Here is a 14,786-nt window from a genome sequence, read left to right as displayed (position 1 = left end):
CCGCACCTCCCTCCGAAGGCGCCTCGGCGCACGCGGCCCGGCAGCCCTGCCGGGCCGTCGGTGTGCGTACGGTGCCCCGCGCAAGGTGTCCCGCGTACGGCGTCCGCGAGATCGGCCGGGCGCAGGCCTGGCCGGGATGCCGCGGCCGCGACCTAAGCTAGGAGCATGGCTTATGAGATTCCGGTGACGCAGGCCCGGGCGGAGTTGGCGGATCTGATCAACCGCGTCGTCTACGGAGGCGAGCGGGTGGTCGTCACGCGCCACGGCAAGCCGCTGGTGGGGCTGGTGTCCGCCGCCGACCTGGAGCGTCTCGACGCGTACCGGGCGGCGGAGGAGGCGGCGGAGGAACAGGTGATCTCCACGGTCTCCTCGGTACGGCCGTTCCCGGCCCCGCCCGGAGAGTGGCGCCGCTTCGGCATCGCGGCGGAACACCACGGTGCGGCGGGCGACCGTGGGGCGGCCGGCGGCGGGCACGGTGTCACGGGTGAGCACGGCGCCCCGGGCGCCGGGTAGCGCCGGCCGGGCAGCGGGGGCGGACCGCCGCTGCCCGGTGCCCGGGCGCCGGGCGGCGGCCGCCCGGCGTCAGGAGCCGAGCTGCCAGACCGCGTCGGCGATCGCGGCCGTGTTGTTGCCCAGCGCCGTGTCGTCGATGTTCTTCGCGGTGTCGCAGGAGGCGTGGTAGCAGGCGTCGAACGCCTTGCCCGCCGTACCGCCCCACTTCTTCGCCTGCTCGGCGGTCTTGATGTAGTCCGCTCCGGAGAACAGGCCGCCGACCGGTACGCCGGCGTCCTTGAACGGTGCGTGGTCGGAGCGCCCGTCACCCTCCGTCTCGATCTCGGTGGCGATGTTCTTCGCCGCGAAGTGGTCCTTGAAGACCTTCTCCAGGCGCGCGTCGTCGTCGTACACGAAGTAGCCCGGGTTGGGCGAGCCGATCATGTCGAAGTTCAGATACGCGTCGATCGCGCCGCGCTCGCCCGCCGACATCCCGTCCACGTAGTGCCGGGAGCCCGCGAGCCCGTATTCCTCGGAGCCCCACCAGGCGAACCGCAGGTGCTTGGCGGGTTCGAGGTGGGCCTTGGAGACCGCGAGTGCCACCTCCAGGATGGCCGCGGAGGCGGAGCCGTTGTCGTTGATGCCGGGGCCCTCGGTGACCGAGTCCAGGTGGGCCCCGGTCATCACGGTCCGCTCCGTGCCGCCGCCGGGCCAGTCCGCGAGGAGGTTGTAGCCCTTGGTGCCGTTACGGGTGAACTCCTGGACGGTGGTGGTGAAGCCGGCCGCGTCCAGCTTGCCCTTGAGGTAATCGACCGAGGCCCGGTACCCGGCCGTTCCGTGGGCGCGGTTGCCGCCGTTGGCGTCCGCGATGGACTGCAGCCGGGAGAGGTGGGCCTTGACGGCGGTGACCGGGATGTCCGGTGCGGTGGCTGCCGCGGGGGCGGTGGCCGCTGCCCCCGCGACGGGCCCCAGCAGGGCGGCGGCGAGGGCGGCGCAGGCACCGGCGGCCGGTGCCGCGCGGCGTATTCGGGACTTATGGGATGTCTGGGACGTGTGGGGCGTACGAATCACAGTGGGGGCTCCGATGCTGATGTGGGGGGTGGTGCCCAATGCTTGACGTGCGCATGAGAATTCCGAGTGATCCGTGCCGCGTCAAGAGCGGATGGCGGACCGCGGTGTCCGCATAGGGGACGCACCGGGCTGAAGCGGTACACCGGGCCACCCGGGTGGCATGGGCGGGGCCGGGTCGGTGACGTAGCGCGGTCGACCCGCCGAGTTAACGCCGGTGAAATTACGCGGAACTAGCCTGCGGCCGACGGGTCATTGATGGCGCGGAGCTGGAAAGCAGTTTGCTCCTCCTTTAATTACTGTGTGATACATCTGCTTTTGCGGGTGTATCGCCACCCGTGACCTGGGCGGATGCGCCCAGCTCGAAGACGGTGAGGTGAAGGTATGCAACTGACCCCGCACGAGCAGGAACGCCTGATGATCCACGTGGCGGCCGACGTGGCGGAGAAGCGGCGCTCCCGCGGGGTACGGCTCAACCACCCGGAGGCCGTCGCGCTGCTGACCGTCCATATCCTCGAAGGCGCGCGGGACGGCCGTACGGTCGCCGAGCTGATGTCGACCGGACGCAAGGTGCTCACCCGCGAAGAGGTCATGGAAGGCGTCCCGGAGATGATCCACGACGTACAGGTCGAGGCCACCTTCCCCGACGGCACCAAGCTGGTCACCGTCCACGAGCCCATCAACTGAGGGCGGCGACCGCGACCATGATTCCCGGCCAGATCCTGCACGCCGACGCGCCGGTCCGCCTGAACCCCGGGCTCCCCGTCACCCGGCTGACCGTCCTGAACGCCGCCGACCGCCCCGTCCAGGTCGGCTCCCACTACCACTTCGCCGAGGCCAACCCGGGCCTCGACTTCGACCGTGCGGCCGCGCACGGCAAGCGGCTGAACGTCCCCGCCGGCTCCGCCGTGCGCTTCGAGCCCGGCATCCCCACCGAGGTCGAACTCGTCCCCGTCGGGGGCAAGCGGATCGTCGCGGGCCTGCGCGGCGAGACCGGAGGCTCCCTCGATGGCTGACCTGACCCGCGCCGCCTACACCGACCTGTACGGCCCGACCGTGGGCGACCGCGTACGGCTGGCCGACACCGACCTCCTCGTCGAGATCACCGAGGACCGGGCGGGCGGCCCGGGCCGGGCCGGTGACGAGGCGGTCTTCGGCGGCGGCAAGGTGATCCGCGAGTCGATGGGCCAGTCCCGCGCCACCCGCGCCGAGGGCGCGCCCGATACCGTCATCACCGGTGCGATCGTCCTGGACCACTGGGGTGTGATCAAGGCCGACGTCGGTATACGGGACGGCCGGATCGTCGCGCTGGGCAAGGCCGGCAACCCCGACACCATGGACGACGTCCACCCCGACCTGGTGATCGGCCCGGAGACCGAGGTCATCGCGGGCAACGGCAAGATCCTCACGGCCGGTGCCATCGACACCCATGTGCACTTCATCTGCCCCCAGCAGGTGGACGAGGCCCTCGCCTCCGGCGTGACCACCCTGGTCGGCGGCGGGACGGGCCCGGCCGAGGGCAGCAAGGCCACCACCATCACACCGGGCGCCTGGCACGTGGCCCGGATGTTCGAGTCGATGGACGGGCTGCCCGTCAACGTCGGCCTGCTGGGCAAGGGCAACACCATGTCCGCCGCCTCGATGCACGACCAGCTGCGCGCGGGCGTCCTCGGCTTCAAGATCCACGAGGACTGGGGTGCCACCCCCGCCGTGCTCGACGCCTGTCTGCGCGTCTGCGAGGAGAGCGGAGCGCAACTGGCCATCCACACCGACACCCTGAACGAGGCGGGCTTCCTCCAGGACACCCTGGCCGCCATCGGGGGCCGCGGCATCCACGCGTACCACGTGGAAGGCGCCGGCGGCGGCCACGCGCCCGACATGATCGCCATGGTCTCCGAGCCGAACGTGCTGCCCGCCTCCACCAACCCGACGCGGCCGCACACCGTCAACACCGTCGAGGAGCACCTCGACATGCTGATGGTCTGCCACCACCTCAACCCGGCCGTGCCGGAGGACCTGGCGTTCGCCGAGTCCCGTATCCGGCCCTCCACCATCGCGGCCGAGGACATCCTGCACGACCTCGGCGCCATCTCGATCATGTCGTCGGACGCCCAGGCGATGGGCCGCATCGGCGAGGTCGTGCTGCGTACCTGGCAGACCGCGCACGTGATGAAGAAACGGCGCGGCACCCTGCCCGGCGACCTGCTCGCGGACAACGCCCGTGCCCGCCGCTACGTGGCGAAGTACACCATCAACCCGGCCGTCGCCCAGGGCATCGACCACGAGGTCGGCTCGGTCGAGGAGGGCAAGCTGGCCGACCTGGTGCTGTGGGACCCGGCGTTCTTCGGCGTCAAGCCGCACCTGGTCATCAAGGGCGGCCAGATCGCGTACGCGCAGATGGGCGACGCCAACGCCTCCATCCCCACCCCGCAGCCGGTGCTGCCCCGCCCGATGTTCGGCGCCTTCGGCCGGGCGCCGGGCAGCAACTCCGTCAACTTCGTGTCCGAACAGGCCGTCGCGGACGGGCTGCCCGAACGGCTGGGGCTGGCCAAGTCCTTCCGGCCCATCCGCAGCACCCGCGGCGTGACCAAGGCGGACATGCGCAACAACGACGCGCTGCCCCACGTACACGTCGATCCCGACACCTTCACGGTCACCATCGACGGCGACGTGGTCGAGCCCGACCCGGCCGCCGAACTGCCGATGGCCCAGCGTTACTTCCTCTTCTGAGCGGACCGGACATGGGCGAACGGCCGGGGAAGGAGGTGCGGCGATGAGCAGGGCGGCGCTTTTGGTGCTGGCGGACGGGCGGTTTCCGGCGGGTGGGCATGCGCATTCGGGTGGGGCGGAGGCGGCGGTCGAGGCGGGGCGGATCAGGGATGCGGCGGGTCTGGAGGCGTTCTGCCGGGGCCGGCTGCATACCGCGGGTCTGGTGGCGGCGGGGCTGGCGGCCGCGGCGGCGGGCGGGTGTGATCCGCTGGAGCTGGACGAGGCGGCCGATGCGCGCACGCCGGTGCCGGCGTTGCGGCACACGGCGCGGCGGCTGGGGCGGCAGATGATGCGGGCGGCCCGCGCCACCTGGCCCTCGGCCGAGCTGGACGCGCTGGCGGTGGCCCGGCCGCGCGGGGCGCATCAGCCCGTGGTGCTGGGGCTGGCGGCCCGCTCGGCCGGGCTGGATGCGCTGGATGCGGCGCATGCCGCCGCCTACGAGAGCGTCAGCGGTCCGGCCACCGCCGTGGTGCGGCTGCTGAGCCTGGACCCGTTCGAGGCGACCGCGGTGCTGGCCCGGCTGGCGGCGCCGCTGGAGCAGGTCGCCGGGCGGGCCGCCGAAGCAGCCCTCGAAGTTCCCCGGGAGGGCATCGGCGCGCTGCCCGCCGCCTCGGCGCCACTGCTGGACATCACCGCCGAGCAGCACGCGGCGTGGCCGGTACGGCTGTTCGCCTCGTAACTCCCGCCCTCGTACCACTCCCTGTACCGATCCGATCCTGGAGCCGACATGCATCTCGATCACGACCTCGACGAACGCTTCCCGCACCGCCACACCTACAGCGCCGCCACCCCCGAACGCCCCGACGGCACCCGCCGGGCGCTGCGCATCGGGCTGGGCGGGCCGGTGGGCACCGGCAAGACCGCCACCGTCGCCGCCCTGTGCCGGGCCCTGCGCGAGCAGCTGTCCCTGGCGGTGGTCACCAACGACATCTACACCCGCGAGGACGCCGAGTTCCTGCTGCGCGAGGCGGTCCTGCCGGCCGAGCGCATCACGGCCGTGGAGACCGGGGCGTGTCCGCACACCGCCATCCGCGACGACATCTCCGCCAACCTCGAAGCCGTCGAGGACCTGGAGGAGACGGCCGGCCCGCTGGATCTGATCCTGGTGGAGTCCGGCGGCGACAACCTGACCGCCACCTTCTCCAAAGGCCTGGTGGACGCGCAGATCTTCGTCATCGACGTGGCCGGCGGCGACGACATCCCCCGCAAGGGCGGCCCCGGGGTGACCACCGCCGACCTCTTGGTCATCAACAAGACCGACCTCGCCCCCTACGTCGGCGTCGACCTGGAGGGCATGGCCCGCGACGCCAAGGCCCAGCGCGGCGACCTGCCCGTCACCTTCACCTCCCTCAAAGCCGACAACGGCGTCCAACCGGTCGCCGACTGGGTCCGCGAACGCCTCACCGACTGGACCGCAGGCCCCGCATGACCCTCGCGCCTCCCGAGCGGGCCCAGCCCCGGGACTCCGGGCCGGTACGCGTGCACGGCCCGGCCCCGGCGGCGCACGGTCTGCGTGCAACGGCCCGCATCGCCGCGCGGACCGGCACGGACGGCATGACCCGCCTGCCCGTACTGGATGGCGAGGGGCCGCTCGCGCTGCGCCGCGTCCGTTCGTACGGGAAGCAGGCCGGGGTGTGTGTCGTCGGTGCCATGAGCGCCCCGCTCGGCGGCGACCGGCTGCGCATCGAAGCCACCGCCGAGGACGGCGCCGACCTGTGCGTCACGGCGGCCGCGGCGACCGTCGCGCTGCCGGGGCGGACCGCCGGACACGCCACGTACGACGTGGAGCTGACCGTCGGTGAAGGGGCCAGGCTGGAGTGGCTGCCCGAACCGCTCATCTCCGCCGAGGGCAGCGACCTGCGGATGACCACGACCGTGCATCTCGCGCCGACCGCCCGCCTCGTACTGCGCGAGGAACAGGTTCTGGGGCGCAGCGGTGAACGGACCGGACGGCTGAGCAGCCGCCTCACGGTGCACCGTGCCGGACGTACGCTCCTCGACCAGGAGACGGCGTACGGGCCCGGCGCCCCCGGCTGGGACACCGCCGCGGTCCTCGGCGGCAACCGTGCCACCGGTCAACTCCTCGTGGTGGACCCGGCGTTCGAGGACCGGCCCGCCGAGGTTCTGCTGCTGGGCACGGGCCCGGGGGAGGGGCAGGGCGTCCGCAGCCCGCTCGCCGGTCCCGCCGCGCTGACGACCGCTGTCGCACCGGACGGGCTACGGGTGCGGCGCCTTCTGGAGGCGGGCCGGTAGCGGGGCGGGCGCACTCCTGAAGCGACGGCGATCCGTGCGGTCCGGGAGTGCTCCACGTGCTGCCGCCGTATGCTGGCGCCCGTGAGATGGCGGGGCGCCAAGGCGGCCGAGAACGCGGTCGTCGCCAAGCAGATGCGGAGCTTCTTCGAAGCGCTGCCTGCGGAGGACCGCAAGGACCCGAAGCGGGTGGCCCAGGCGTACGGCCGGCATCTGTTTCACGAGCGCCGGCGCACTCTGGTGGCTGAGAAACGGTTCGCCGGATGCCGCTTCCACGTCGGTATCGGCGTCGGGCCCACCGGCTTCGAACAGCTCACCCAGCGCGCCGCGCTCGTCTCGGACACGCTGCTGCTGTCCCACAACGGGCAGGGTCCCCGGCACCGGATTCACACACTGGACCGCCGGGGGAGCCTGGGGCCCGCGGACTTCCCCTACGACGAGGGCGGCGCCGGGGGCCCGAGGCCGTCGGCCGAGTACAGCGGCGGCACCATCGACACGGAAACCCTGCACATGCACTGCCCGGACCTGGATTACCTGGGCCGGTGGCTGCTGCGGGCGGAACCGCTGCTGCGCACCGGCTCCGCCTGGTACCTCCCGTCCTACTCCGTGGCACGGGAAGTGGAGTACTACTACCCCGACGGCACCGTCTCCTCGCCGCCCGTCAGCCACGCACGGGTGCCGAACCTGCTCGACTTCCTGCAGGACGGGCGCCGCGTCGTCGCCCAGAGCGATACGCCCGCCGTGCTCTCCCGGGTGGTCCGCCCGGTGGTCGAGGACCTGGAGCTGCCGTATCTGCGGGGACTTCCGCTGGACGTCTTCAGCGCCGTCACGGTGCAGGAGTTCGGATCCTACCGCCGTCACCGCAGCTGGCTGCGGCAGCAGCTGAACGGCCTGGACGCCGCCCTGAACGCGGTGGAGTCCGAACGTGAGCTGACGAGAATCGGCGAGAGCATCCGGGAGGAGATGTACGGCATGGAGGTCCGGATGAAGGAAGTCCGCCGCACCCGTGCCGTCGCGGCGTCCGGTGCGAGCGTCGCCACGGTCGGCGCCAGCCTCCTCGCCGTGCACGGCCCGTCGCTGCTCCAGGCGGTCGCCGCCGTGCTCGCCGGAGCGGCCTCCAGCGGGCTGTGGACGGCCCTCCAAGCGGTGGCGGAGCGCAGCAAGCTGCGCGATGACCCTTGGTACTACGTATGGGTGCTCTCGCGAGCCGACCGCGGTCTGTGACGACGACGCGGCGCCGCTCCTGGGGGGAGAGAGCGGCGCCGCGTACAGCAAGACGGCGTTTGCGCGGAATCGGTGCCGTCAGGTGACGAGCCGGTCCGCGAAAGGCCGGAAAGGCCCGTCAGCTGTTCAGCATCGCGGCCAGCACCGACCGCCAGTCCTCGCCCGGACGCTCCGCCAGTTCACCGGCGAGCGCGTCCGAGGGGCGGTAACGGCGGCGGTGGTGCAGGAGGAAGTCCGGCCCGGCCGCTTCCCCGGCGCCTTGGTCCGCCGAGGTGTGCGTGCCCGGAGCCGCGTGCGTGGCGTGGAGCTCGCTGGAGCTGCCGAGCAGCCGGATCAGCTCGGTGGCGAAGTCACGCCAGTCGACATGGCCGCCGACCGCGTTGACCACACCGCCGGACGGCCGCTCCACGCAGCTGACCAGCGCACGGGCCAGCGCGGCGCCGTGCACCCAGGGCGCGCCGTACCAGCCGCGGTCCCGTGCGGGCAGTTCGATCGGCTCGCCGTTCCGCGCGGCCTGGAAGAACTGTCCGGTGGCGCCCCAGCGCAGCTGGTCGCGCAGCCTGGCGTGCGGGCCCCACACGATGGGTACCCGGACCACACCGGCTCCGCCCCGCCCGCCGGTCCCGGCGGCCTCCAGCAGCATCCGTTCGCAGTCGAGCTTGGCCCGGCCGTACGCGGTGAACGGACCGGCCGGAGCGGTCTCCTCGGTCACGTCGGTGACCGGCGGCTGCCCGTACGCGTCCACGCTGCTGACGAAGACGAAGGTGCCCCGCCGCCAGCCGTCCAGCGCGGCGCGCATCGCCGCGAGGTCCACCTCCGGGGAGGTGAAGGTGCAAGCGGCGTGGATCACCGCATCCGCGCCGGCGACCGCAGCCCGCAGGCTGTCCGGGTCGCCGAGGTCCCCTTCGGCCACCTCGATCCCGTCGGAAGCGAGGAGGTGTGCCGACTCCGGCCGTACCAGCGCCCGTACGCGACGGCCGCGTGCCGCCAGCTCCCGCAGCACGAAGGCGCCCACGCCGCCGGTGGCGCCGGTGACCAGGACGGTTCCGGTGCGGGCCGCGGAGGACCCGGGGGTGCGGGGGGCCGTGGCCGCGGGCCGGGCCGTGTCCTGGGCGGCGGCCAGCGCCGCCGCGCGCTCCCGGCCCCGCCCGTCCAGCAGGGCCGCGATGGCGCGGGGGCTGCGGTGCTCCATCACGTCGAGGCCCGTCAGCGGCAGTCCCAGCCGTTCGCGCAGCCGGTCGGCCAGTTGCACCGCCAGCAGTGAGTGCCCGCCGAGCAGGAAGAAGTCGTCGTCCGCGGCGGGCCGTCGGCCCAGCAGTTCGGCGAACGCCTCCAGTACGGCCTGTCCGCGTGCTCCGGTGGCGCCGGACGGCGTGGCTGCCGCCGGTGCGCCCGGCAGGCGGTCGCGGTCCACGGTTCCGTCGGCCGTACGCGGCAGCGCGTCCAGGATCGTCACGGCGGCCGGGACGAACTCGGGCGCCAGCTTCGCGCGCAGCGCGGCCCGCAGGCCCATCGGTTCGGCGGCTCCTGTGCCGCTCGGCACGACGTACGCGAGGGGCGGGCGGCCGTCGACCGCCAGCAGGAAGGATTCCGCCACCTCCGGCCGGTCCCGGAGGAACCGCTCCGCCGGATGGACCGTTTCCGCGGCGCCCGGGCCACCGGCCCCGGTCCGTGGCCGGGCCAGCGGATGGGCGGGGTCGGCGGCCACCGCCGCCAGCAGGTCCGCGAAGCCGCGCAGCAGCCGCCGGGCCGTCGGCTCGTCGAGCCGCGCCCGGTCGTACTGCACCAGACAGCGCGGCCGCCCGCCGTCGCCCCGGTCCTCCTCCACATAGAAGCCGAGACCGAATTTGGCCGCCCCCAGGTCGATGTCGACCGGTTCGCTCACCAGGCCCGGCAGCTCCAGGGCGAGGGGCGCCCGGAGCACGTCGGCCGTGACATCCACCAGCGGATGGCCGTCCGCGCCGCGGGCCGCGGCCCCCAGCCGCTCGACGATCAGGTCGAACGGCACGTCCCGGTGCTGCTGCGCCTCCAGCAGCGCGTCCCGCACCCGGTCCAGCAGCTCACCGAAGACACCGGTGCTCCGCGCGTCCACCCGGACGGGCAGGGTGTTCACGCACAGACCGACCAGATCCCGGACCTCCGCCCGGTCACGGTGGCTGCCGGCACAGCCGAGCACCAGGTCCGTACGGCCCGTCGCCTCCAGCAAGGCGGCGTACGCGGCGGCCAGCACGACGGTGAACAGGGTGCTCCGGTGCTCCCGGCCCACCGCACGCAGCCCGTCCAGGACGGCGGGCGGCAGCGGCTCGGCGAGCAGCGCGGCCTCCCCGCGCCGGGCCGGACTCCCGGAGTCCGCCGCCGGGGCGGGCAACGGCACCGGACGGGCGCCCGCGAGGCGGCCGAGCCAGTACTCCAGCCCGTGCTCCAGGGCGTCCGCGGCGGCGTGCTCACGACGGGCGAAGTCCGCGTACTGCGGCGCCGGGCCACAGAGCGTCCCGGGCAGCTCGCCGCCCGGCGCGTCGTCCCCGTCGAGAGCGGCCCCGTACAGCGCGCTCAGCTCACGCGCGACCACCGCCAGGGAACCGCCGTCGATGGCGATGTGATGCAGCGTCAGCAGGATGGTGTGGTCCTCGGCGGCGTGCCGTACGGCCAGCGCGCGCAGCACCGGGCCGCTCGCCAGGTCGAAGGGGCGCGCCGCGGCCTCCCGCAGCAGCTCCGCCACGTCCCCGTCCGCCGTCACCACCTCGACCGGCACCGGCGCCGCGTCCGACACCTCCTGGTACGGCTCGTCGTCGCGCTGCCCGTACCGCGTACGCAGCACCTCGTGACGGCGCACCAGCCCGGTCAGTGCCCGGCCGAGTGCCTGCGGGTCGAACGGCCCGCGCACCCGGGTCGCGAACGGCACGTGGTACGCCGCGCCACTGCCGCCGAGGCGGTCCATCAGCCACATACGGCGCTGTGCGGCGGAGAGCGGCGCGGGGCCGTCCGTACCGGCGGCTGCCGTAGGGGCCGTGCTCCCGCGCTTGGCGGCCTGCCGCTGCCGGGCGATCCGCAGCAGCGCCGCCTCCCGGGCGGTGTCCGGAGCGGTGGTCATCGCAGATCCTCCAAAACAGCCGAGGCGGCGGGCCCGTCGCCGGGCCCGCCCGGGGTCTCGTGCAGGTGCAGCAGGGCCTGTTCGACGTGTGCCGCCTGCGCGGCGACCGTCGGAGCGGCGAAGAAGTCGGCGAGCGAGATCTCCACCCCGAGGTCCTCGCGGAGGTCCTCCACGACGCACAGCGCCAGCAGCGAGTGCCCGCCGAGCGCGAGGAAGTCCGCCTCGGGGTCGTCCACGGGGTGGCCGAGGGCCTGGCCCCACAGGTCGGCGACGACTTGCTGGAGGGGGGAGAGGTAGCTGGCGGGGGCGGCGGAATCCGGAGCGGAGTCCGCAGCGACGTCCGGACCGTCGGACGGAACGGTCACGGGACCGTCCGCAGGGGTGGCCGCGGAGTCCGCCACCGGCCCCGTCGCGGAACCCGCCCCCTCCACCGGCCAATCGGCCAGCGCCCGCCGGTCCACCTTGCCGACGCCGGTCATCGGGAGCGCGTCCACGAACGCCCACGCGTTGGGGACGAGGTGGGCCGGCAGACGGCTCTCCAGATGGGCGCGCAGTGCCGGGGCACCGGGCGCCGAGGCTCCGGGTGCCGTGCCGTCCTCCCGTACGACGAAGGCCACCAGCCGCGCGTCGTCGGGCGCCGGCCGCTGGACGACCACGGCCGCGTCGGCGACCTCGGCGTGCCCGCGCAGCGCGTGCTCGATCTCGCCCGGCTCGATCCGGAATCCCCGGACCTTGATCTGGTCGTCGGTCCGGCCGTGGAAATCCAGCGTGCCGTCGGGGCGCGCCGAGACCACGTCGCCGGTGCGGTAGAGCCGGCCCGCCGCCGGGCGGTCGACGAAGCGTTCCGCCGTCCGGTCCGGCTGCCCGACGTAGCCGAGCGCCAGCCGGGGGCCGCCGAGCCACAGCTCGCCGCGGACGCCCGCCGCCACCGGCTCCCCGTGCTCGTCCATGACGTACGCGGTGGTGCCGGCGATCGGGCGGCCGATGGGCGGCGGGCCGTCGCAGTCGGCGTCCGTCATCCGGTGCGTGGTGGCGAAGGTGGTGGCCTCGGTCGGACCGTAACCGTTGACCAGCTCCAGCCAGGGGTGGGCCCGCAGCACGGAACGCGCGTGCCGTGCGGACAGCGCCTCGCCGCCCACCAGTACGCCGCGCAGCACCCCGAAGAGCGGGGAGCGGCGGGCCGCCAGGTGGTGGAAGAGCGCGGTGGTCAGCACGGTGACGGTCGCGCCGAGGCGCTCTGCGTCGCGTGCCAGGCCCGTCGGCGAGAGCCGGTCGGCGGTGGAGACCGCGACCGCCGCGCCGTTCGCCAGCGCGCCCCACACCTCGAAGGCGGACGCGTCGAAGGTGGCGGGGGAGTGGAACAGCACCCGGTCGCGCGGCGTGACGGTCACGTACTCCGGCCGGTGCGCCAGGCGTGCGATGCCCCGGTGGGTGACGGCCACGCCCTTGGGCTGCCCGGTCGAGCCGGAGGTGAACATCACGTAGGCGACGGCGTCCGGGTCGTGGGTGTCCTCGGCGGGAGCGGGCGTGTCGTCCCCGGCGAGTTCCGCCCCGCGGGCGGGCGGCGGCACCGCCCGGTCCCCGGGGATGCCCGCGGCCTCCACCAGGTCCTTGTCGCCGACCGTCAGTTCGGCACCGGCGGTTTCCAGCATGGTCGCGATGCGCGGCGGCGGATAGTCGGCGTCGAGCGGTACGTAGTGGCCGCCCGCCCACCAGACGGCGAGCTGGGTGACCACGGTGGGTACCGAGTGCGGCAGCAGTACGCCGACGGCGTCACCGGGGCGCACGCCCCGGCTCCGCAGCCCACGGGCGAAGCCGCGGGCCGCCGAGGCCAGTTCCGCGTAGCTCAGGAACGTTTCGCCGTCGGTCACGGCGAGAGCGTCGGGTGTGGTGCGGGCGAAGTGCGCGACGAGTCCGGGCAGGCCGGCCGTGGCGGTGGTCATCTCAAGAGGGGGTGCCTCAAGGGTGGTCATCTCACACCCCCGCCAGGTCGGCGGCGGCGCGCCGGGTGTCCACCAGGGCCGCCAGTGCCCGCAGGTCGGGCTGCCGCAGTACCTCGGGCGCCCGCAGGCGTACGCCGCAGTGCTCCTCGATGCCGGTGAGCAGCCGGGCGGTGGACAGGGAGTTGCCGCCGGCCGCGGCGAAGTTGTCGCCCGTGCCGAGGGCCTGGCTGCCGAGCAGGTCGCGGCAGAGGCGCAGGACCAGTTCCTCGGTGGGTGACTGTGGTGCGCCGTCGCCCTCCGGGGCGGCGGCCTCGCCGGTCTCCGCCGCTTCGGCCGCCAGGAGTGCGGCCCGGTCGACCTTTCCGTTGGCGTCCAGCGGGAAGCTGTCGAGGAACCGGACGACGGCCGGTACGGCCTGCTCGGGCAGCCAGCCACGCGCCTCGCGTATCAGCTCGTCCGTGGCCGGCGCCGGCGCACCGGGCACGGGCAGGACGAAGGCGACGAGCCGGGTGACCTCGCCGGCGGCGGTCCGTACGGCGACCGCGGCCCGCCGTACGCCCGGGTGGTGCTCGAAAGCGGCCTCCACCTCGGCGAGTTCGATGCGTACGCCGCTGACCTTGACCTGGTCGTCCAGCCGCCCGAGGAAGTCCAGCACCCCGTCCGGCCGCATCCGTACCCGGTCGCCGGTGCGGTAGACCCGGTCGGTCCCGGTGACGCCGGCCGGCGGGGCGACGAAGCGGGCCGCCGTCAGGTCCGCGTCCAGGTAGCCGAGCGACAGTACGCCGCCGCCGATGCGCAGTTCGCCGGCCTCGCCGCGCGGGACGACGCGGCCCGTGTCGTCGGTGACGCAGACGACCGCGCCGTCGACCGGGGTGCCGATCGGCGGGGGAGCGGTGTCGGAGTCGTCCGCCTCGACGTGCTGCACGGTGGTGACGATGGTGGCTTCGGCGGGGCCGTACGCGTTGTGCACCCGGGCCGTGACCTGCGGCGCGGGCCGGCGGCGCAGGCGGTCGCCGCCCACCGTCAGGTGGCGCAGGGCGGGGAGTTCGGGCCAGGGCCGTTCGAGGACGGTCTCGGCGAGCGGTGTGGGCAGGACGGCGACGGACACTCCGGCACGCCGCCACCAGCCGGTGAGGGCGTCCGGGTCCCAGCGCACCTCCTCGGGCGGCACGCACAGCGCGCCACCGGAAGTGAGGCCCGCCCACAGTTCCTTGAGGTGCGGGTCGAAGGAGGCGCCGATCAGCAGGCTGTGCCGGTCCCCGGGCCGGGCGCCGGTGTACGCGTGGTACCAGTCCAGCAGCGCGCCGAGCGACGCGCCGCCCACCGCGACGGCCTTGGGGGTGCCCGTCGAGCCCGAGGTCAGGACGGCGTAGAAGGTGCCGGGCGGCGCGGTGCACGCGGTGGCGGACAGCTCCCCGCGGAAGGCGGCCACGACGCTGCCGGCCGCGTTGGCGCCCTCGGCTGGCAGCTGCAGGGGCAGCGCGTCAACCGTACGGTACGAAGCGGGCAGCAGCGCGGGATCGCCGACGAGGCAGGACACGCCCAGCCGCTCGGTCACCGCCGCCAGCCGGTTCTCGCCGGGGCGCGGCCCCAGCGGCAGGTAGACGGCGCCCAGCCGGGCCAGCCCGACCGCCACCGCGACCAGCGCGGCCGAGCGGTCGAGGCACACGCCGACCAGGTCGCCGGGGGCCACCCGGCCGCGCAGCGACTCGGCCACGACGTGGGCCAGGGCGTCCATCTCGGCGTAGCTCCACGACAGTTCACCGTCCTCGACGGCGGGCGCGTCAGGGGTGTGGTGCACCCAGTGCTCGTACCGGGCGATGATGTCCGACCGGTCGGGGCCGTCCGCCGTGGTACCGGGGGCGGTGCCGTACGCGATGCTGAGCTGCTCGTCCTGCGGACTGCTGCCGGGGTGCTGGTGCGCTGAAGTACTCATGATTCCTCTGCTC

Annotated in this window: 12 protein-coding genes; 8 read left to right on the top strand and 4 right to left on the bottom strand. The window is 74.1% G+C overall.

Annotated elements, in window-relative coordinates:
• The first annotated feature begins 165 nt into the window (after positions 1-165).
• Positions 166-513, top strand: a complete 348-nt coding sequence (locus ACZ53K_RS25785; RefSeq protein WP_468840870.1) for a type II toxin-antitoxin system Phd/YefM family antitoxin — start codon at positions 166-168, stop codon at positions 511-513.
• Between the two features lie 69 nt (positions 514-582).
• On the opposite strand, the gene ACZ53K_RS25780 is transcribed toward ACZ53K_RS25785, so the two are convergent.
• Complete coding sequence (locus tag ACZ53K_RS25780; protein WP_468840868.1) at positions 583-1,563, bottom strand: M28 family metallopeptidase; 981 nt, start codon at positions 1,561-1,563, stop codon at positions 583-585.
• 381 nt (positions 1,564-1,944) lie between these two features.
• Between ACZ53K_RS25780 and ACZ53K_RS25775 the strand changes: the two genes are divergently transcribed.
• The 7 genes from ACZ53K_RS25775 (at position 1,945) to ACZ53K_RS25745 (ending at position 7,803) form a co-directional block, all read left to right on the top strand.
• Entirely contained in the window at positions 1,945-2,247 is a 303-nt protein-coding gene (locus ACZ53K_RS25775; protein ID WP_030017664.1) for an urease subunit gamma, read from the top strand.
• Between the two features lie 17 nt (positions 2,248-2,264).
• Positions 2,265-2,576, top strand: a complete 312-nt coding sequence (locus ACZ53K_RS25770) for an urease subunit beta (RefSeq protein WP_073762566.1) — start codon at positions 2,265-2,267, stop codon at positions 2,574-2,576.
• Positions 2,569-4,290, top strand: a complete 1,722-nt coding sequence (locus ACZ53K_RS25765) for an urease subunit alpha (protein WP_468840865.1) — start codon at positions 2,569-2,571, stop codon at positions 4,288-4,290. Before ACZ53K_RS25770 ends, ACZ53K_RS25765 begins: the two co-directional genes overlap by 8 nt.
• Positions 4,291-4,333: 43 nt before the next feature.
• On the top strand, positions 4,334-5,008 hold the full coding sequence (locus ACZ53K_RS25760) for an urease accessory protein UreF (protein WP_468840863.1): 675 nt from the start codon (positions 4,334-4,336) through the stop codon (positions 5,006-5,008).
• A gap of 48 nt (positions 5,009-5,056) precedes the next feature.
• A complete protein-coding gene (ureG, locus tag ACZ53K_RS25755; RefSeq protein WP_468840861.1) occupies positions 5,057-5,758 on the top strand; it encodes an urease accessory protein UreG in 702 nt (233 codons plus the stop codon).
• Positions 5,755-6,582: an urease accessory protein UreD gene (locus ACZ53K_RS25750; RefSeq protein WP_468840859.1), complete on the top strand. Its 828-nt coding sequence runs from the start codon at positions 5,755-5,757 to the stop codon at positions 6,580-6,582. The genes ureG and ACZ53K_RS25750 overlap by 4 nt, the downstream gene beginning before the upstream one ends.
• An 81-nt stretch (positions 6,583-6,663) precedes the next feature.
• Positions 6,664-7,803: a hypothetical protein gene (locus ACZ53K_RS25745; protein WP_468840857.1), complete on the top strand. Its 1,140-nt coding sequence runs from the start codon at positions 6,664-6,666 to the stop codon at positions 7,801-7,803.
• A 118-nt stretch (positions 7,804-7,921) separates the two neighbouring features.
• On the opposite strand, the gene ACZ53K_RS25740 is transcribed toward ACZ53K_RS25745, so the two are convergent.
• From ACZ53K_RS25740 to ACZ53K_RS25730, 3 genes are read right to left on the bottom strand one after another with little or no spacing between them, the layout of a single operon-like run.
• Positions 7,922-10,894 carry a condensation domain-containing protein gene (locus tag ACZ53K_RS25740; RefSeq protein ID WP_468840855.1) on the bottom strand — a complete coding sequence of 991 codons (2,973 nt, stop codon included), beginning with the start codon at positions 10,892-10,894 and terminating at the stop codon, positions 7,922-7,924.
• Positions 10,891-12,837 (bottom strand): non-ribosomal peptide synthetase, encoded by a 1,947-nt coding sequence (locus tag ACZ53K_RS25735; RefSeq protein ID WP_468840853.1) that lies wholly within the window; start codon positions 12,835-12,837, stop codon positions 10,891-10,893. Before ACZ53K_RS25735 ends, ACZ53K_RS25740 begins: the two co-directional genes overlap by 4 nt.
• A 31-nt stretch (positions 12,838-12,868) precedes the next feature.
• Entirely contained in the window at positions 12,869-14,773 is a 1,905-nt protein-coding gene (locus tag ACZ53K_RS25730; RefSeq protein WP_468840851.1) for a non-ribosomal peptide synthetase, read from the bottom strand.
• Between the last annotated feature and the right edge of the window lie 13 nt (positions 14,774-14,786).

Source organism: Streptomyces sp. NPDC033221, assembly GCF_055577005.1.
The sequence above is the reverse complement of the archived record's forward strand: the minus strand, read 5'-3'. Positions and strand labels throughout refer to the sequence as shown.